This is a genomic window from Bacillus sp. REN3 (genome assembly GCF_017912555.1).
GTDB lineage: Bacteria > Bacillota > Bacilli > Bacillales > Cytobacillaceae > Mesobacillus.
On the sequence record NZ_JAERSD010000014.1, the window covers coordinates 1 to 16,512 of the forward strand.

General features: G+C 42.7%; 18 protein-coding genes. 12 read left to right on the forward strand and 6 right to left on the reverse strand.

What is annotated here, in order from left to right:
* Positions 1-118: 118 nt before the first annotated feature.
* Complete coding sequence (locus tag JJQ88_RS13095; RefSeq protein WP_210366448.1) at positions 119-274, reverse strand: YpzG family protein; 156 nt, start codon at positions 272-274, stop codon at positions 119-121.
* A gap of 484 nt (positions 275-758) precedes the next feature.
* Between JJQ88_RS13095 and JJQ88_RS13100 the strand changes: the two genes are divergently transcribed.
* The 4 genes from JJQ88_RS13100 to JJQ88_RS13115 all read left to right on the forward strand — a co-directional run bounded on the left by JJQ88_RS13100 (position 759) and on the right by JJQ88_RS13115 (position 3,569).
* Entirely contained in the window at positions 759-1,700 is a 942-nt protein-coding gene (locus JJQ88_RS13100; RefSeq protein ID WP_210366450.1) for an ABC transporter ATP-binding protein, read from the forward strand.
* Complete coding sequence (locus JJQ88_RS13105) at positions 1,697-2,641, forward strand: ABC transporter permease (protein ID WP_210366453.1); 945 nt, start codon at positions 1,697-1,699, stop codon at positions 2,639-2,641. Before JJQ88_RS13100 ends, JJQ88_RS13105 begins: the two co-directional genes overlap by 4 nt.
* 69 nt (positions 2,642-2,710) lie before the next feature.
* Positions 2,711-3,268 (forward strand): GNAT family N-acetyltransferase, encoded by a 558-nt coding sequence (locus JJQ88_RS13110; RefSeq protein WP_210366455.1) that lies wholly within the window; start codon positions 2,711-2,713, stop codon positions 3,266-3,268.
* Positions 3,269-3,410: 142 nt separating this feature from the next.
* Positions 3,411-3,569: a hypothetical protein gene (locus JJQ88_RS13115; RefSeq protein ID WP_210366614.1), complete on the forward strand. Its 159-nt coding sequence runs from the start codon at positions 3,411-3,413 to the stop codon at positions 3,567-3,569.
* Between the two features lie 149 nt (positions 3,570-3,718).
* Here the strand turns inward: JJQ88_RS13115 and JJQ88_RS13120 are convergent, their stop codons facing one another.
* Entirely contained in the window at positions 3,719-5,836 is a 2,118-nt protein-coding gene (locus tag JJQ88_RS13120) for a PBP1A family penicillin-binding protein (protein ID WP_210366457.1), read from the reverse strand.
* A 255-nt stretch (positions 5,837-6,091) separates the two neighbouring features.
* Positions 6,092-6,409: a winged helix-turn-helix transcriptional regulator gene (locus JJQ88_RS13125; RefSeq protein ID WP_246861159.1), complete on the reverse strand. Its 318-nt coding sequence runs from the start codon at positions 6,407-6,409 to the stop codon at positions 6,092-6,094.
* A 105-nt stretch (positions 6,410-6,514) separates the two neighbouring features.
* Here JJQ88_RS13125 and JJQ88_RS13130 point away from each other — a divergent pair, with 105 nt between their 5' ends.
* Both JJQ88_RS13130 and JJQ88_RS13135 read left to right on the forward strand, forming a co-directional pair.
* Complete coding sequence (locus JJQ88_RS13130) at positions 6,515-7,276, forward strand: dioxygenase family protein (RefSeq protein WP_210366459.1); 762 nt, start codon at positions 6,515-6,517, stop codon at positions 7,274-7,276.
* Between the two features lie 101 nt (positions 7,277-7,377).
* Positions 7,378-7,944: a GNAT family N-acetyltransferase gene (locus JJQ88_RS13135; RefSeq protein ID WP_210366461.1), complete on the forward strand. Its 567-nt coding sequence runs from the start codon at positions 7,378-7,380 to the stop codon at positions 7,942-7,944.
* 139 nt (positions 7,945-8,083) lie between these two features.
* Here JJQ88_RS13135 and JJQ88_RS13140 read toward each other — a convergent pair whose 3' ends face one another.
* Together JJQ88_RS13140 and JJQ88_RS13145 are read right to left on the reverse strand one after the other, a co-directional pair.
* Positions 8,084-8,743: a DUF4352 domain-containing protein gene (locus JJQ88_RS13140; protein ID WP_210366463.1), complete on the reverse strand. Its 660-nt coding sequence runs from the start codon at positions 8,741-8,743 to the stop codon at positions 8,084-8,086.
* A 70-nt stretch (positions 8,744-8,813) separates the two neighbouring features.
* On the reverse strand, positions 8,814-10,193 hold the full coding sequence (locus tag JJQ88_RS13145; protein WP_210366465.1) for an alkaline phosphatase: 1,380 nt from the start codon (positions 10,191-10,193) through the stop codon (positions 8,814-8,816).
* A 665-nt stretch (positions 10,194-10,858) separates the two neighbouring features.
* Between JJQ88_RS13145 and JJQ88_RS13150 the strand changes: the two genes are divergently transcribed.
* The 3 genes from JJQ88_RS13150 (at position 10,859) to JJQ88_RS13160 (ending at position 13,189) form a co-directional block, all read left to right on the forward strand.
* Positions 10,859-11,797 carry a magnesium transporter CorA family protein gene (locus JJQ88_RS13150; protein ID WP_210366467.1) on the forward strand — a complete coding sequence of 313 codons (939 nt, stop codon included), beginning with the start codon at positions 10,859-10,861 and terminating at the stop codon, positions 11,795-11,797.
* 101 nt (positions 11,798-11,898) lie between these two features.
* Positions 11,899-13,029 carry a stage II sporulation protein P gene (gene spoIIP / locus JJQ88_RS13155; RefSeq protein ID WP_210366469.1) on the forward strand — a complete coding sequence of 377 codons (1,131 nt, stop codon included), beginning with the start codon at positions 11,899-11,901 and terminating at the stop codon, positions 13,027-13,029.
* Positions 13,022-13,189, forward strand: coding sequence for a hypothetical protein (locus tag JJQ88_RS13160; protein WP_210366471.1), 168 nt, complete (start codon positions 13,022-13,024; stop codon positions 13,187-13,189). The genes spoIIP and JJQ88_RS13160 overlap by 8 nt, the downstream gene beginning before the upstream one ends.
* Before the next feature lie 48 nt (positions 13,190-13,237).
* Here JJQ88_RS13160 and corA read toward each other — a convergent pair whose 3' ends face one another.
* Positions 13,238-14,188: a magnesium/cobalt transporter CorA gene (corA, locus tag JJQ88_RS13165; protein WP_210366473.1), complete on the reverse strand. Its 951-nt coding sequence runs from the start codon at positions 14,186-14,188 to the stop codon at positions 13,238-13,240.
* Positions 14,189-14,647: 459 nt separating this feature from the next.
* Here corA and JJQ88_RS13170 point away from each other — a divergent pair, with 459 nt between their 5' ends.
* From JJQ88_RS13170 to JJQ88_RS13180, 3 genes are all read left to right on the forward strand, one after another.
* On the forward strand, positions 14,648-15,043 hold the full coding sequence (locus JJQ88_RS13170; protein ID WP_210366477.1) for a VOC family protein: 396 nt from the start codon (positions 14,648-14,650) through the stop codon (positions 15,041-15,043).
* 81 nt (positions 15,044-15,124) lie between these two features.
* Positions 15,125-15,856, forward strand: coding sequence for a ZIP family metal transporter (locus JJQ88_RS13175; RefSeq protein ID WP_210366479.1), 732 nt, complete (start codon positions 15,125-15,127; stop codon positions 15,854-15,856).
* 390 nt (positions 15,857-16,246) lie between these two features.
* Entirely contained in the window at positions 16,247-16,480 is a 234-nt protein-coding gene (locus tag JJQ88_RS13180; protein WP_210366481.1) for a group-specific protein, read from the forward strand.
* Positions 16,481-16,512 lie beyond the last annotated feature (32 nt).

A 16,512-nucleotide genomic window follows, 5' to 3' on the forward strand; every position in this document is an offset into this window, starting at 1 on the left:
CCTTTGAAAAATCCGATGAAATCCAAAAAGGGGTTCGGAATGAGAGCATTCCGAACCCCTTTTGTCTACAAACTGAGAAAAGACGCCTGACGGCGTCTTTTCTTTTTGTTGTTTCAAATCAAGACATGCGGTGGGCTTTTGCGTTGCTTCTTGCCAGGAGGGTGTTTTTTGTCACTTGGGTTTCTCCATTCACCTGGGATTTAGTACGCTTACGCCTTGTCCAAGTATAGTGGAACAATTCTGAGTGAGGATCCAGTTGTTCTTTATAACTCATACAATCACCTCATGGATGGATTTTGAAACTGAAGGATGTCCAAACGAACACCCTCCATAGTGTTTGTTACCTTGAAATCCAATATACGCATGATCCTGTATAACATGGTGGATTGTGAGCGGCAGAAGTGTTCTCCGCGTTCATTTTTCTAACATATGTCATCAGTAAGATATCTACTATCGATAATGGTTGCAACCCCATGCATTTTCACTCTGCGTAGCGATCAGCGCAGTATCCAAATGCATCATGCCAGCAATGGGTTAAACACTATCTTGATAAAGTATGGGAGAAAAGGCGGATGAGAGAATGTTTTTTTACATGAAGCCCTTAATATGATTTATTGTCTTATGGAAGTTCCTATCACATTAATCAGGAATCATGAGCGGTGCCGAAAACTTTCTCAGCTTTTTTTGTAACTTTTTACAATCTATATCGTAATATTCTTTGTGAACGAAAAAATTTACATAGAAAAGAGGAGAGAGCGATGTCACAATTTGCTCTTGAAGTGATGTCATTGACAAAGACGATTGGCAAGAAAAAAATCGTTGATGACGTCAGTTTTCAAGTGGAACGCGGGGAAATATTCGGACTCCTTGGGCCGAATGGAGCAGGAAAGACAACGATCATCCGGATGATTGTCAGTTTGATAAACAGATCTGGCGGAACAGTAGTCGTAAATGGGCATAACCTGGATGCTTCCTTTACACTGGCGATGAACGAACTTGGCGCAATTGTAGAGAATCCGGAGTTTTATAAATATCTTAGCGGTTATAAAAATCTTCGCCATTATGCCCGGATGGCTTTGTCTGATGTGAGCGAGGAACGAATTGAGGAGGTTACAAAGCTTGTTGGCCTTGACAATGCGATTCGTGATAAGGTCCGGACCTATTCCCTCGGGATGCGCCAGCGGCTGGGAGTAGCACAGGCGATTTTACATAAGCCTTCTATCTTGATTCTTGACGAACCGACAAATGGTCTTGACCCCCAGGGAATCAGGGAGTTCCGCAATTATTTGAGGTTATTGGCAAGCCAGGGAACATCCGTCCTGGTATCTTCCCATTTATTATCCGAGATGGAGCTGATGTGTGACCGGTTCGCTATTATCGAAAAAGGCAAGCTCGTTCATATAGCTACCATGAACGAGACTGAAGAAGCAGTTGAGAAGTCCTTACGCACACTAGAATTTGAGGTTTCCGATGCCAAAGCTGCAGCTGATCTTTTACAGCATAGAATGCCAGCGGTACACATCGCAGCAGCAAAAGGAAATCTCCTGGCCATTTCCGCAGAAAAGGAAAACATCCCTGAGATCAACAGGCTGCTCGTCATGAACAATATCGATGTCTTCCGAATTGCATATGTGAAAGCATCCCTTGAGGAGCGTTTCCTCGAAATCACCAATAAGGACAAAAAGGAGCAGATGGCATGATTGGATTGATCCAAAATGAGCTGATGAAAATTTTCGGCAAAAAGGCAAGCTGGATCTACATGATTTTTATTGTGTTTGCGGTCCTTGTTGCCGGAATCATCTACTTGAAATTCTCGGGAGAACCAAATCCCAACTGGCGCCATGATACTGAGGCGGAAATCAAGATGCTCGAAAACCAACTGGCTTCCGCTCCAGAAGAAGAAAAAGTGTTTATCGAAGACCAAATTGAATACAATCAAGAATACCTCGACAAGAACATTGATCCTACAGCTAAAACGAACTGGCATTTCATGAACGATGTAGTGATCGGAGTCAGTTCGCTTGTCACTTTATTTGTTGTCGTAGTCGGAAGTGCGAATGTTGCGGCCGAATTCTCTGACGGGACGATCAAGCAACTATTGATCAGGCCGCACAGAAGATGGAGTATTTTGCTTTCCAAATACATAGCGGTCATTATTTATGCGTTATTGATGGTGTTGACGCTTGTGGTTTCAGGCTATGTGATAGGTTTGCTCATGTTCGGCAACGGTGATTTCCATATGAAAATTTTCGAGATCACTCTCGAAGGAAGGAAGGAGGCTGTGGTAGGGACTCAATTTTTCCTTAAAATGCTTTACTACATTCCAAGCCTCCTTGTCGTTATGACCATCGCATTCATGCTCTCGACTTTATTCAAAAGCCAGGCACTTGCAGTCGGGATCGGGATCTTTGTCTTGTTTTTTTCATCCACACTCGGCGGTATCATTTTGATGCTTGCTGATAAATATACCTGGGCGAAATTCTTGATTTTTCCACATCTTGATTTGACCGTCTATGCCCTTCAGGATAAGATCCTAGAAGATATCACGATGCCATTGTCGCTTGCCATTCTTGCAGTATATTACGCGATTTTTATGGTTGTGACTTTTTTCTTTTTCCAAAAAAGGGATATCAGTATCTAACAGAGAATGTTAAAGGAGGGAGCAGCGTTGCTGCTCCCTTTGCTATCATGGGAGAAGGGGGCAAAGAGGATGAATCCAGTATTATTGGATTTTCCAACAGAGTTTGAAACAGAGAGACTGAAGATCAGGATGCCATTGCCGGGGGATGGGGCAATAACATGCGAAGCTGTCAATGCATCATTGAATGAATTGAGGCCTTGGATGCCATGGGCAAAAGGGGAACAGACAGTGGAAGAGGCTGAGGTTACGATCCGGAATGGCTATATAAATTTCCTCAACCGAACGGATTTGCGCCTGCTTGCATTCAAGAAAGATACTGGCCAGTTCGTCGTTTCCTCAGGATTACATCGGATCGACTGGGATATTCCAAAATTTGAAATTGGATACTGGGTCGACAGCCGTTTCGGCGGACAGGGGTATGTAACGGAGGCAGTCTCCGGAATAACGGATTATGCCGTCCGCGAGTTGAAAGCGCGGCGGATTGAAATACGCTGTGATGAACTGAATCTAAAGAGCAGGGCGATTCCGGAACGCCTCGGCTTTACGCTTGAAGGCATCCTAAGAAATGACCAAGTTTCAGAAGAGGCAGATTTGCGGAACACCTGTGTATTTGCGAAAACTTTCTAGAGTCCGGAAGATCAAAATGAATCTTCATATTTTTTCTGTTCTACAGAGAAAAGTGCACCAAATAAACTGGCGGTTGCTGAAAAGCTCCTTAAAGGATAGCCTAAATTAGCTGGTTATTCCGGCTCAAGGATGTTCGCTTCCCGTGAGCGTGCGGGTGATCGCAGCAGTCTCGCATCCTTCGCTCCAAGAAACCTTGTGCCACTACTCAATCCACCCGTACAAGGAAGATGAATTCGTACTCAATAAAGACACAGGGAAGTATGTCTATCAAGCTGGACATTTTGCCATCAGGAAGGCTTAGACAGATGAAAAATCCACCAGATTTTCAGTGGCTTCATACCTAGTAGGTGACAACTTCTTCAACTTTCCGTATCATCCTGTCTTTTCCTGAAAAAAAAAGCTGACTCATAGGGTCATATTCACCCTTTTTGAGTCAGCTTTTATATCAATTTACTGTCCTTGCCATTCTTTGAATTTATCCTTAACCTTATCACTTACATTTCCGGCATCTTGCTGCATCTGCTCAAGCACCTTTTTCCATTTCGGCGCTTCTTGTTTCAACTTATCGCCAACCTTGTCCGCTCGCTCTTTCAATTCCTGTTCGAGTTTGGCGGCTCTTTCCTTTATTTCTTTTTCAGTTTCCTTATAGTCAAAAGTTTTTCCTGAAATTCTTGTATTCACTGAATCCACTTTGAATTCTTCTGGTTTGATATGCGGAACCGACTCTTCCATGATTGCCCGGAAAATCGGTACAACATCCTTAGAACTGCTGCTCGACAAATAATGCTGGCGGTCCGTTTTATCATACCCTAACCATACTGCACCAACAAGGTTCGGCGTGTAGCCTACAAACCATTGGTCCTTGGTGCCAGATATATCTGGATAAGGCAACTGGGTTGATCCTGTCTTTCCGGCGATCTGAGCTTCTTTCATCTGTGTGCCCTTACCGGTGCCAGTCTCCACGACATTAAGGAGCATTGATGTCATTTCATTTGCGACTTTCTTCGAGGTAACCCTCGTCTCATGTCCTTTGTGTTCCGCGATCACATTCCCTGTCGGTCCGACGATCTTTGTAATCAAATGAGCGTCGTGGCGTTTTCCTCCATTCGGGAATGTCGAATAAGCTTCTGCCATCTTAAGAGGGGAGACGCCATTGTGCATACCGCCGAGAGCGAGCGCAAGGTTTTGATCCTCTTTTTCCACCTTGATACCGAACCTTCTGACAGCATCAACCCCTTTATCAAGGCCCATTTCATTCAGAAGCCATACTGCTGGCAGATTTATTGATTTTTCAACCGCCTCGTACATCTGTACCTCTCCCTGATACGTGTCAGAGAAATTTTTCGGGCTATAGTTCTTGAATGATTGCTTCTTGTCCTGAAGGACTGAATCATATTCATATCCTTCTTCCAGTGCAGGTGTATACACAGCAAGAGGCTTCATTGTTGATCCAGGCTGGGCCTTCAAATGCGTTGACCTATTGAATCCCCTGAAGACATTTTCTCCGCGGCCGCCAACAAGGGCGCGGACACCGCCATTTCCAGGATCCAGGAGGACTGAACCGCTTTGAACGAGTACATCGCTTGCGCGGTCAGGGAATAGATAATCCTTCCTGTAAACTTTTTCAAGGCCTGATTGCAAGTTTTGGTCAAGCTGTGTGTAAATCCGATAACCCCGTGTCAAAATTTCGTCTTGGGTCAGCCCGTATTTGCTTGTCGCCTCATCAAGGACCCCATCGACGTAATATGGATACTTCCGGTCGGCAAGGCTTCCTCCGCCGTCCTTGAGCTTTATTTTCTCGCGTTTTGCTTCTTTATATTGGGTATCGGTGATCATGCCCAGCTCGTTCATTTTTCCAAGAACAACGTTGCGCCGCTTCATAGCAGCATCATAATGATTGTATGGATCAAGAGCAGAGGGGGCTTGCAGCAAACCGGCAAGCACTGCTGCCTCACTGATTGTGACATCCTGGATGTCTTTTGCAAAATACTTTTTGCTAGCATTATTGATGCCAAAAGCACCGCTTCCGAAGTAGACCTGATTCAGGTACATTTCGAGGATTTCTTCCTTCTTGTACACCTTTTCGAGTTCAACGGCCAAAAAAAGTTCCTCCACTTTCCGTTTATACGAACGCTCAGGTGATAAAAGGGCGTTCTTTGTCAGCTGCTGTGTCAATGTACTGCCTCCACCTGTGATCCTGCCTGCGATCAGGTTGCCAAAGAAAGCTCGCGCAATCCCTTTGATATCAAACCCGTTGTGTTCATAAAAACGTTCATCTTCAATCGCGATGACTGCATTTGGTACATGCTCTGGCAGTTTATCAAACGAGACGCCGCTCGTCCTGTTTGTCGCCAGTTTACTTGCCTCATCCCCATCTTTGTCATAAATGACGGTCGCCTGGCTAAGCCCGTCCTTCAAAGATTGGACATTGGCACGGCTCGCAATGAAGGCGAACCACAATATCGAAAGCAAGATGAATACTAGTAAAGACAAGAGCAAAATTTGTGTTATGTGGCGGCGTTTCCAGAAACGGACAATCGCCTCCCAAACTGGTTGTAATCTTTGCATTAAGAAAATCTCCTTTTATCCAAATAACCTTTTTACCTGTATAAGACTCAAGTAAAATAAGTTGATGAAGGAACTCATCTTTACTATTATATAGGAATTTGGCATTTGGGGAAAAGCGGAAGTCTTGCTGCTTCCTTTCCAATTGATTGAAAGGATGGATGCCTGCGGCATGAGACCTCACAATATGTATTCGGTAAAAGCGAAGGGGGAAAATAAACCAAATTTCTGGCATCATCTTAGCCAGACATTGTACAATCATTTCGTTTCTTCGACAGTGACCCAGTCCTGGGCCCATTGTTCGACTGATTGGAGAACAGGCTTAAGTGCCATCCCCTTTTCGGTCAATGAATATTCGACTCTTATTGGGACTTCCGAAAAAACTTCCCGTCTGACGATTCCTGCTTTTTCAAGATCCTTCAATCGTTCAGACAATAGCCGGCCGCTCACAGGAAGGGAGGCTTCAATTTCCGAGAATCGATGCTTGCCAGTCAAAAGTTTGTGGATGATCAATCCAGTCCATCTTTTGCTAAGAATCTGCATCGCTGACTCGAACTTTGGACAAAGCTGGTACATAAAAATCACCTCATCTAAATTATACAGATTCGTGGTTTACTTTACAAAAACAGTTTCCCGAATTATACTTACTTACAAAAAGTAACTATAAAGGCGGGATATGTTATGCAATCCTTATTCATCTGTCATGGTGCACCCTCACTAGCGATTGAGAATAACCAATATACACAATTTTTACAAGAAGCCGGGAAAAAAATCGGAAGGCCGAAAGCGATTATCCTGTTTACCGCTCATTGGGAAAGCGCCGAACTCTCAATGACCTACACTGATGACAAGTATGAAACGATCCATGATTTCGGGGGATTCCAAAAAGAATTATTTGATTTGGCTTATCCAGCAAGGGGCAGCAGGAAGATGGCTGATATGGTCGCTGAAGCGTTTAAGGCTGAAGGAATACAAGTCAGGAAGGATGAACATAGAGGGCTCGATCATGGAGCGTGGGTCATTCTTCTCCATCTAGTTCCTGACGCAGGAATTCCGGTCATCCAGCTATCCATCAATCCCAGCAAAACGGCAGAACATCACTACAAGGTCGGGGAAGCTCTCCGCAGGCTTGAAAAAGAAAATATCCTTATCATTGGAAGTGGAGGAACAGTCCATAATCTAAGAATGATCGAGTGGGGAAGAGAAGATACCGCGGACTGGGCAATTGAATTTGACGACTGGCTGCTCGAGAAAGTAATTGAAAGGAAGACAGAGGAACTGATTGATTATGAACGGAGGGCACCTTATGCCTTAAGGGCTATTCCGAGGAATGAACATTTCTTGCCGCTTTTTGTCGCGATGGGATCAGGAAGGAAAAAACCTGTTGTTCACCACAGAAGTTACGCATATGGGACATTGAGCCAAATATGCATCGAATTTTAGGAGCATTCCGGTTTGACATATTCAATGTCTATTGGTAAATATTGCGAGTAAGCGATACTTGCTGTAAGGTAGTTTTAAAAGGATGAAGAGGGGAAGCCAACATGCGAATAGAAGATATTTATGGGGATTTGCCAAGGATGGAAACAGAACGATTGACTTTGCGCAAAATTGGCTTTCATGACGCAGAGGACATGTTCTCCTATGCATCCAATGAGGAAGTTTCGAAGTATCTGACCTGGGAAACCCATAAATCGATCGAAGATACAAAAGGTTTCATCGATTTCATTCTTACTCAATATGAAAGTGGAAATATTGCGCCTTGGGGGATTGAGTTAAAAAAGACAGGGAAGCTGATAGGAACAATCGACTTTGTTTCCTGGAACCCAAGACATAAAGTCGCCGAACTGGGTTTCGTCATTGCTAAGGAACAATGGGGGAAAGGGTTGACAACAGAGGCTGCTACAAAACTTATTCAATTTGGATTTGAAAGAATGGATTTAATAAGGATCCAGGCAAGATGCTTCTCGGAAAATATTCGTTCTGAACGAGTGATGGAAAAAGCGGGAATGCATTTAGAAGGGATTTTAAGAAAGGCAATGTTCGTTAAAGGAAGGCATCGTGACTTAAAGATGTACTCAATCATGAGAGATGAGACCAGGGGGAAATGATCAACTAGCCGATCACGAGAATGAAAACAGGAAAAAGCGAAAATCAGGCTGCAGGGACATAGACGCAAACAATGCTAAGTTAAAAGAAAGCATGGACCCGACCCATGCTTTCTTTCTATCAATATTGGCGACAAAATGCTTAAAATTCAACTTCAATCACTTTCTCATTGCTGATTTCTTCTTTGCCTTCAAGAACCTTGCTGGTTGTCATTGTAAAAGAATCAATATTGGATGTAGAAAGGATGAAACCAAGGTTGCCTTGTTTTTTTTCGCCAGATTTGATTTCCCCATTCAATTCTTCAAGGTAGATGTCTTCTTCCCAGGATTTCTTCTCACCCATGCTTGTCTGCAGGAAGGCGACAGGCGCAAAATTCAATGAGCGGTCAGAGTTGTTGCTGATTTCGACGAACACTTTCACAAAAGGGAATTTTTCCTCATGAGTGTAGCCATGATAAAAATCAATCAGGCTGTAATCCGGGCGAAACTCCAGAACCTTCGCTTCGTGGATTATCATCTCGATTGGACCGATTTCAAGCTTATATTCCATTTTTTTGTAGGCTATCAACTCCGCTTCGCCTTTTTCATCAGCAATTGATTCTCCTTCATTTACCAGTTGGCGGTCATCTATCACTTGAGGATTTGGCACATACGCGCCATTTTCTTGATTTTCTCGCTCGATTTGGCTGCTTTCAGAATTTTGTCCGACTTCATTTTCTTTTGTTGGCTTGTCTTTGTTTTCTGTATTTGAACAGCCGGCAACGAATGCAATACCCATCAACAGAAAAATTAATTTTCTCATATTCCACCTACCAGATATAGATAAACAAACGTCCCGCTGTCACAACGGACAGCGGGAGGCGTCGATCATGTTAGTTATCTTCATTTACTATGTCTTTATGTCCGAGCAACTGGAACACATGATTGGCAAGGTCGGTGTTCTCTATTTTTCCGGCAAGCCCTTCACGTCCAGGCCCGAATGCATAAACGTTCACGTCGTCACCAGTATGACCGCCAGTAGTCCACCCAGTGTTTGAGCGCTCATTGAAAATTTCTTCGATCGCATTGTCAATTTCGAGCATTTTTCCAGACTTGGCTGCTTCTTTGACGGAATCGATTTCATCAACGGTTAATTCAAGGTCAATGTATTTTCTTAATGTTCCTTCTACATCTGAACCATTCACGATTTCCTCAGCCATAAAATCTGGTGTCCTTTTCGCAGCCTTGATTGGTTCGGTATGCCAGTTATAAATGCCATCAGCACCGATGGTGAATCCTCCTGTTGAGTGGTCGGCAGTTGCGATGACAAGAGTGTGTTTGTCCTTCTTGGCAAAATCGATAGCAGCCTGGAAAGCTTTTTCATAGTCTTCCATCTCACTCATCGCAGCGACGATATCATTATCATGTCCGGCCCAGTCGATTTGGCTGCCTTCAACCATCAGGAAGAAGCCATCTTGATCCTTGTTCAATCTTTCAATCGCTGATCTAGTCATTTCTTCAAGGGAAGGAATTTCCTCAGTGCGGTCGATTTTCTTCGGAAGACCGCGCGCAGCAAACAGTCCAAGCAATCTGTCGCTTTTATCTTTTTCTAATTCTTCTTTGGTTGAGACAAAGCCATAGCCGTCTTTTTCAAATTGCTCCACAAGATTCCGGTCATTGCGGACAAACAAATCTTTCCCGCCGCCTAAAAGGACATCAACCTTATGTTCCCCATTAATTCTTTCGTCATAATAATCATCCGCAATCGCATTCATATTTTTGCGGTGGACATCATGTGCGCCGAATGATGCAGGGGTTGCATGGGTGATTTCTGAAGTGGCAACAAGCCCGGTCGCTTTTCCTTTTTCCTTCGCAGCTTCAAGGATTGTTTTTACTTCAGAAAGATCATTGTCAACCGCGATGGCAGCATTGTATGTTTTCACACCAGAGGACATCGCGGTGGCAGATGATGCTGAATCGGTAATGTTCTCTTCAGGATCCTCGGCGTAGGTGGATTGCTGGCCAACGAGGTACTTGTCAAATTCAGTGTTTTCAGCAAGCTTCGTATCCGGATCATCTTTCAAGTATCGATAGGCAGATGTATATGAAACACCCATCCCATCACCAATCATAAAAATGACATTTTTGATTTTAGCATGATTTGCCTTTGGCGTTTCCTTAGCGTCTGCAGTGAAAGTAGCAGCAAGGCTTCCAACAGCAAGGGAGGTGACAGCGGCAAAAGGAATTAGTTTCTTTCTTAAATTGTTTTTCATCGTTTCCCTCCTTAAATCACTCAATAAGTTCATTATAGTATATTTTCACAGATATTCATGTTTTGTATATGGCTAATATATAAGGAGGACTTTCCATAAAAGGGAAGATAGTATCAAGAAAAAAACCAATGGCAGCCAAAAAGATTATTTTTTCCATTATTGGTATCTGAATAGACTGTTTTTTTCTAGGAAAATAGTTTGGGAATACAGCTCGGCAGGATAAAAGATTCATTTTTCATTGGGCATTTTCCTTATGGAAAACAAAGCACCTAAAGCATCCAGGCAGGATTGTAAATGGGGAACTCGAGCAAGCGTATGCATTGCCGATTCTTTAAACAAATATTGTTGAGTTAACAGCTTCTTTGCTGTGAGACGGGGAGGCCGCTCTAAAAGCCCCGCGAAAAAAAGGCTGCTTTTAGTTGAAAACAGCATTTGTTTAAAAAGTGATTCTGATTTTGAAAAATAGCATTGTGCTTTTCTGAAAGCGGGAGTAATATGTAATAGGTATAACGGAAAGGAGTTGGTATTGTTGGGTTATTCAATAGAACCTGATCCCGGAAGGCGCGTGGAAGTCGATGATCTATTAGAATTGATTGCTGCAAGAATATCAACTCTGATTGAAAGGTAGTTGGCTTCCTCATTAAAAACTGAGGAGGTTGGTAAACATGCTGGAAATTTTCAAAAGCGGTGAAGACAAGCAGCTTAAAAAAGTAAATGACATCACTAAAGGCTGCTGGGTGAACATGGTACTTCCAAGCGAAGCAGAAATCAACAAGGTCGCTGATGATACCGGGATTGCCGTCGATTTCATACGGGACGCCCTTGATGATGAGGAAAGGCCGAGGGTTGAAAGGGAGGATGGCCATGTTTATATCATTGTTGACTATCCATATATCACCCATGATGATTCAGGGTTCCCTATCTATGAAACCATTCCTGTCGGCATTGTCCTTACGGCAGGCTGCATTGTCACTGTTTCGTTAAAGGAAACACCTGTCATCAATGATTTCAAAAACAATAAAGTGAAGGAGTTCTTCACTTTCAAAAAAACAAGATTTGCTTTACAAATTCTTTACGTCATTTCTATTTATTATTTGCGTTATTTAAAACAAATCAATAAAAAAACGAATGAAATTGAGCGGGAATTGCATCAATCAATGAAAAACAAAGAACTCTATGCTTTCCTTTCTCTAGAAAAAAGCCTTGTTTACTTTACTACTTCTTTGAAATCAAACAAGGTTGTTCTTGATAAAATCATGCGCTTTAATTACTTGAAGATGTATGAGGAGGACAAGGATCTGCTAGAGGACGTCATCATTGAAAATACCCAGGCCATTGAAATGGCCGAAACGTACAGTTCCATTCTAAGTGGGATGATGGATGCATTCGCTTCGATCATTTCAAACAATTTGAACATTGTTATGAAGTTTTTAACTTCGATTACGATCATCCTATCCTTTCCGACGATGGTAGCTAGTTTCTTTGGAATGAATGTCGACCTGCCATTCCAGCATCATCCCCAGGCATTTTTCTTTGCACTGAGTCTCGCATTGCTCCTTGCCGGATTGACTGCCCTGATTTTTTGGAAAAAGAAATACTTCTAATACTGATTCAAGCTTGGACCCTTGCAGTCCGAGCTTTTTTTAGTCTAAAAACTCCCTGTATTTAATATATATTTCATAAGCGACATGATTAGGGTGATAGTATGGGATCCTTCGTTACAGGTATCTATAGAAAAATGCTCGTAAGCCTAATGGCCATTTTTTTTACTTTTTGTATTTTTATGCTTGCTGGATTGATTTCCGCTTCTCCTGTATCGTTTTTTAAGTTTAAGGTAAATGGGGAGATAGGAGCCGAGGTCTTTCTAAGAATCATTAATTATGAACATCCCTTGATTGGACATGCTTTCAGAAGCTCAGCGAGTGAATTTTCGTTATTTTCAACAGGATTCGAGCTTCTCACGAATATCGAAATGAATGATTTAAGGAGCCTGGTACGGAGCGAGATTCCGGGTTTCATGGCTTATGATTCCCATTTCCTTGTTGCGGAAAAAGGTGTTAATTTCACTGACATACCGGTTGAATCAGCGCCGCCACTGGATGTATTGCTGCAAGAAAGAAATATGGCCGCAAAAGAACTGGAAGAACTGAATAAAGATTCTGGCCCGCCTGGCACTATACCGGCTGAAAAGACGATATTCATCTATCATACCCACAGCTGGGAATCGTACTTGCCATTACTCGGACTTGAAGGCAGCTCCAATCTGGATGCTGCGGCAGATGGGAAAACAAACATCACGATTATAGGTGAACTGCTCGGAAAGGAATTGGCTGAACGAGGAATCGGGGCTCTGGTGGATAAGACGAACATTGGCAAGGAATTGAACGAAAAGGGCTGGCAAACAGGGAAGTCCTACGAGGTATCCCGCTCGATTGTCCAGACGGCGATGGCAGGGAATTCTAATCTTGAATACTTTCTCGATTTGCATCGGGATGCAGTAAGGAAGGAGTCATCAACAGCCATAATAAACAAAAAGCCTTATGCCAAACTTGTATTTGTCATTGGTGAAGAGAATAGGAACTTCAAGCAGAATGCCAAGTTTGCCAACGAATTGCATCAAATACTTAATAAAAACTATCCGGGAATCAGCAAAGGAGTGCTTCCGAAAAAAGGGATTGGCGTTGATGGCGTTTACAACCAGGACTTATCAGCCAATTCACTTGTTGTGGAAGTGGGAGGCGTCGACAATAATATGAAGGAATTAAAAAATACAGTCGAAGCCCTGGCAGAGGCCATCAGTCAAGTTTCCAGGAAGGCGGAGGAGGTAAATGGCTGACGAAAAGTACCTTTGGCTTATCTGGATGACGGCAACAACAATCATTTCCTATTTTTCCTTTCCAATATCGATTACAGCCTCGCTTTTTTTCGCTGGCCTGCTCACAGTTTGCAAATGCCTTGTCGACGAGTTTTTTTTGATGAATGGGAAGGGAGATTGAAAGAGGCTGTCCCAAAAGCTCAAAGTAATGACCTTTCGGGACAGCTTCTTATTTAAACCAGCCCTTTTTCCGGAACCATAAAAACATTGAGATGCCAATGATGAACATAACTGACAAAGCCCCAAAATATCCGAAGTGCCAACGGAGCTCAGGCATATTTTCGAAGTTCATTCCATAAATTCCTGCAATGAAAGTAAGTGGCATGAATATGGTCGTGATTACGGTAAGAACCTTCATTACCCTGTTGGTTTCATGTGAATTCATTGAAAGGTAACTGTCCCTGATGTCAGCAGTGAGTTCCCTGCTTGCCTCTGCCATCTCCGAAAGCTTAAGCAAATGATCGTGAATATCAGCAAAATATTCTTTTCTTGCCAGAATACCGGACAGTCTGTGCGAATTGATCATCCGGTAAACAAGATCCCTCATCGGAGTGATTGTATGCCTTAATGAAAGCAAGTCATGCCTGGTATCAAAAAGATCCTCCAGCAGAGCCTCCATGGAACGTCCGCTTGAGTTTTCATCGATCTCATTTAATATATCCTCGATTTTATAAATGAGCGGAAAGTAATTATCGACAATTTTATCAAGGACATGATAAAGGACGAGCGATGGATCCCACTCTGCAGGCGACTTTGCCAGTTCGAGACGTTTCCACACATCATCGATTTCCTGGTTCGCATGATGATGGAAGGTGACAATATAACAGCTGCCAAGGAATAAATCGACTTCCTCTTTTTGCAGTGAATGAGGGTTAAGAGAATGAGCTACAAAAAAATGATAATCATCGTAATAATCGAGCTTGGGACGCTGCAGGGTATGGATGCAATCCTCAATCGACAAAGGATGGAACTCCAGCGGTTCTTTCAAATATCTCAATTCCTCATCGCTTGGGGAAGTGAAATCAATCCAATACCAGCGAAAATCTCCTGCCATCAAGGTTCTGATGGCCAAATCCAACTTTAAATCTCCAGACTGTGTAACAGCGATTGTCCTTATCATATAATCTCCCTGTAAGCTTTTATATTTTTTTTAAGAACGATTGGTTAAGGCTTAATGCATAAATGTTTGAGCGACCGAATCGGGCTGACGTCATTTTTATATTGGCTAATATAATCATAGTCAATGCAAGGGGATCTTAAAAGAAATTAAGCAATATTGCTTTGCTTTAAGTCAGGAAATGAGATGATAGAGAATGAGCAACCAAAGGGATTAAAATAGGGATATTGAGGATCATCTATCCATAGATCTTGATGCCAGAACAGGAAAAACAGCGAGGCTGGAAATGATAGGAAATGGGCAGCTGGATAGGGAGTCGTCCGCTTTCCAAACTAAAAAAAGATGTCATGATAACGCAGGCAACTAGCTGTCCAATGAACAAAATAAGACATCCATTAAAATCAATTCCAACAATATAATTTTAGATAAAACAAATTACACACAGGAGGAAAGGAGACCAATATGCTTCATCATATCGAGATAAATGTTTCGGATTTGAAAAGGTCAATTCAATTTTGGCAGTGGTTTTTAACGGACTTGGGTTACGAGGTGTATCAGCAATGGGAAAGGGGTATCAGCTGGCGATTCCGGGATACTTATATCGTCTTTGTACAAACCGACAATAGACACCTTGTGGCAGGCTATCATCGATCAAGAATCGGACTGAATCATCTTGCCTTCCATGCCAGGTCAAGAAAACATGTAGATGAAATGACCGAAAAACTCAAATCCAAAGGAATCAATATCCTTTATGAAGACCGCCATCCTTATGCAGGAGGGGAGGGGCATTACGCCGTTTTTTTTGAAGACCCGGACAGGATAAAGGTGGAACTTGCGGCCTCATCATCTGGTCATTAAATCCAGGCACCCAAGTGTATATTTCCGGATTGGGGGAATAAGAATTTTATTCTCATAAAACAGGAGGCACTTGAAAGGATTATGGCAGAAGCGTTCATAGGAATTATCATCTCAGCGATGGCCACCGGAATAGGGGCACTTCCGGTTTTGTTTTTGAATGAAGTCTCATCCAAAGTGAAAGCGACCCTTCTCGGATATGCTTCCGGAATCATGATGGCGGCTACGACATTCAGCTTGATTCCTGAGGCTTTGAAATCATCCGATATTTTCGCGATTGCAATAGGTATGCTGCTTGGAACCTATGTATTGAACAGGATCAATTCAAGAACAGAACACCTAGGTAAAGAGGATACAAAGTTCCTTTCTGGCATCGACAAAAGAACCCTCCTTATTATTGTAGCCATTACACTTCATAATTTACCAGAAGGTTTGTCAGTAGGAGTCAGCTATGGAGCAAGCCAGGAAAAGCTAGGAGCAATCATTGCTTTTGCCATCGGCCTGCAAAATGCGCCTGAAGGCTTCCTTGTAGCGATTTACTTGATCAATCAGGAAATTTCAAAGCTGCAGGCATTATTGATTGCGACTTTTACAGGGGCGGTTGAGATCCTTACAGGAGTGCTCGGTTATTTTCTCGCATCAAAAATAGACGGGTTAGTCCCTTATGGCTTAAGCTTTGCAGCAGGTGCTATGTTGTTCGTCATTTATAAAGAATTGATCCCGGAAAGCCAGGAAGACAATTTTGTGAATTTCCCTACCTATTCGTTTGTGCTCGGTTTGATTTCCATGTTATATTTGACACTTCATTTTGGATAAGGCTGGAATCATGGTAATGCAAAGTTTGTCCGGCCATCCGGAAGGGATTATATAATTTTGAAAGGCAATGTTAAAGACCAGTGTTGATTTTTGAAGACCTGTTGGTTGGAGCGGAAGGCACTTTGATTCGAGCGGGAGTACAGCAGAGGAGACCCTGGAGACGCAAAACGACGAGGAGGCTCCCGGGCACGCCCTTGGGAAGCCGCCGACTTTGCCGCGTCCTGCGGCAAAGTCGGCACTAGGACTTCCTGTCCATCGAAGTTCCTGGAGTGGAAATCCACAATCAAATTTAACATAGCCTCTTTAAAAAAATGCTTAAAGAAACTTTTTAGGGTAAATACAAAAGGAATTTGTTATTCTGATAATGTACCTAAAAAGGAGGAAGCTTAAATGGGTGAATGCAGGATCGACCATAGTCTTGAAGACGTAAAACAAAAATATGAGACTCAAAAAGAACATCTTCCTGAAGAGATGAAGCCGTTATTTGACCGCTTTTTTGCTGAGGATCATACGCAGGATCTCCTTAACGAAATGTTCCATTTGCTGAAAAAATACGATTTAGCGACAGAAGAAGAGAAAAATGAACGGAACAACAAATTGAATCTCGTACTAAAAAATGTGTGAGAAGGCCGGAAAAGGAGCGATATGCTCCTTTT

Excerpts from the sequence above, each read along its gene's own strand:
- JJQ88_RS13095 (WP_210366448.1), bottom strand. The coding sequence starts at position 274 with ATGAGTTATAAAGAACAACTGGATCCTCACTCAGAATTGTTCCACTAT.
- JJQ88_RS13100 (WP_210366450.1), top strand. The coding sequence starts at position 759 with ATGTCACAATTTGCTCTTGAAGTGATGTCATTGACAAAGACGATTGGC.
- JJQ88_RS13105 (WP_210366453.1), top strand. The coding sequence starts at position 1,697 with ATGATTGGATTGATCCAAAATGAGCTGATGAAAATTTTCGGCAAAAAG.
- JJQ88_RS13110 (WP_210366455.1), top strand. The coding sequence starts at position 2,711 with ATGAATCCAGTATTATTGGATTTTCCAACAGAGTTTGAAACAGAGAGA.
- JJQ88_RS13120 (WP_210366457.1), bottom strand. The coding sequence starts at position 5,836 with ATGCAAAGATTACAACCAGTTTGGGAGGCGATTGTCCGTTTCTGGAAA.
- JJQ88_RS13125 (WP_246861159.1), bottom strand. The coding sequence starts at position 6,409 with ATGTACCAGCTTTGTCCAAAGTTCGAGTCAGCGATGCAGATTCTTAGC.
- JJQ88_RS13130 (WP_210366459.1), top strand. The coding sequence starts at position 6,515 with ATGCAATCCTTATTCATCTGTCATGGTGCACCCTCACTAGCGATTGAG.
- JJQ88_RS13135 (WP_210366461.1), top strand. The coding sequence starts at position 7,378 with ATGCGAATAGAAGATATTTATGGGGATTTGCCAAGGATGGAAACAGAA.
- JJQ88_RS13140 (WP_210366463.1), bottom strand. The coding sequence starts at position 8,743 with ATGAGAAAATTAATTTTTCTGTTGATGGGTATTGCATTCGTTGCCGGC.
- JJQ88_RS13145 (WP_210366465.1), bottom strand. The coding sequence starts at position 10,193 with ATGAAAAACAATTTAAGAAAGAAACTAATTCCTTTTGCCGCTGTCACC.
- JJQ88_RS13150 (WP_210366467.1), top strand. The coding sequence starts at position 10,859 with ATGCTGGAAATTTTCAAAAGCGGTGAAGACAAGCAGCTTAAAAAAGTA.
- spoIIP (WP_210366469.1), top strand. The coding sequence starts at position 11,899 with ATGGGATCCTTCGTTACAGGTATCTATAGAAAAATGCTCGTAAGCCTA.
- JJQ88_RS13160 (WP_210366471.1), top strand. The coding sequence starts at position 13,022 with ATGGCTGACGAAAAGTACCTTTGGCTTATCTGGATGACGGCAACAACA.
- corA (WP_210366473.1), bottom strand. The coding sequence starts at position 14,188 with ATGATAAGGACAATCGCTGTTACACAGTCTGGAGATTTAAAGTTGGAT.
- JJQ88_RS13170 (WP_210366477.1), top strand. The coding sequence starts at position 14,648 with ATGCTTCATCATATCGAGATAAATGTTTCGGATTTGAAAAGGTCAATT.
- JJQ88_RS13175 (WP_210366479.1), top strand. The coding sequence starts at position 15,125 with ATGGCAGAAGCGTTCATAGGAATTATCATCTCAGCGATGGCCACCGGA.
- JJQ88_RS13180 (WP_210366481.1), top strand. The coding sequence starts at position 16,247 with ATGGGTGAATGCAGGATCGACCATAGTCTTGAAGACGTAAAACAAAAA.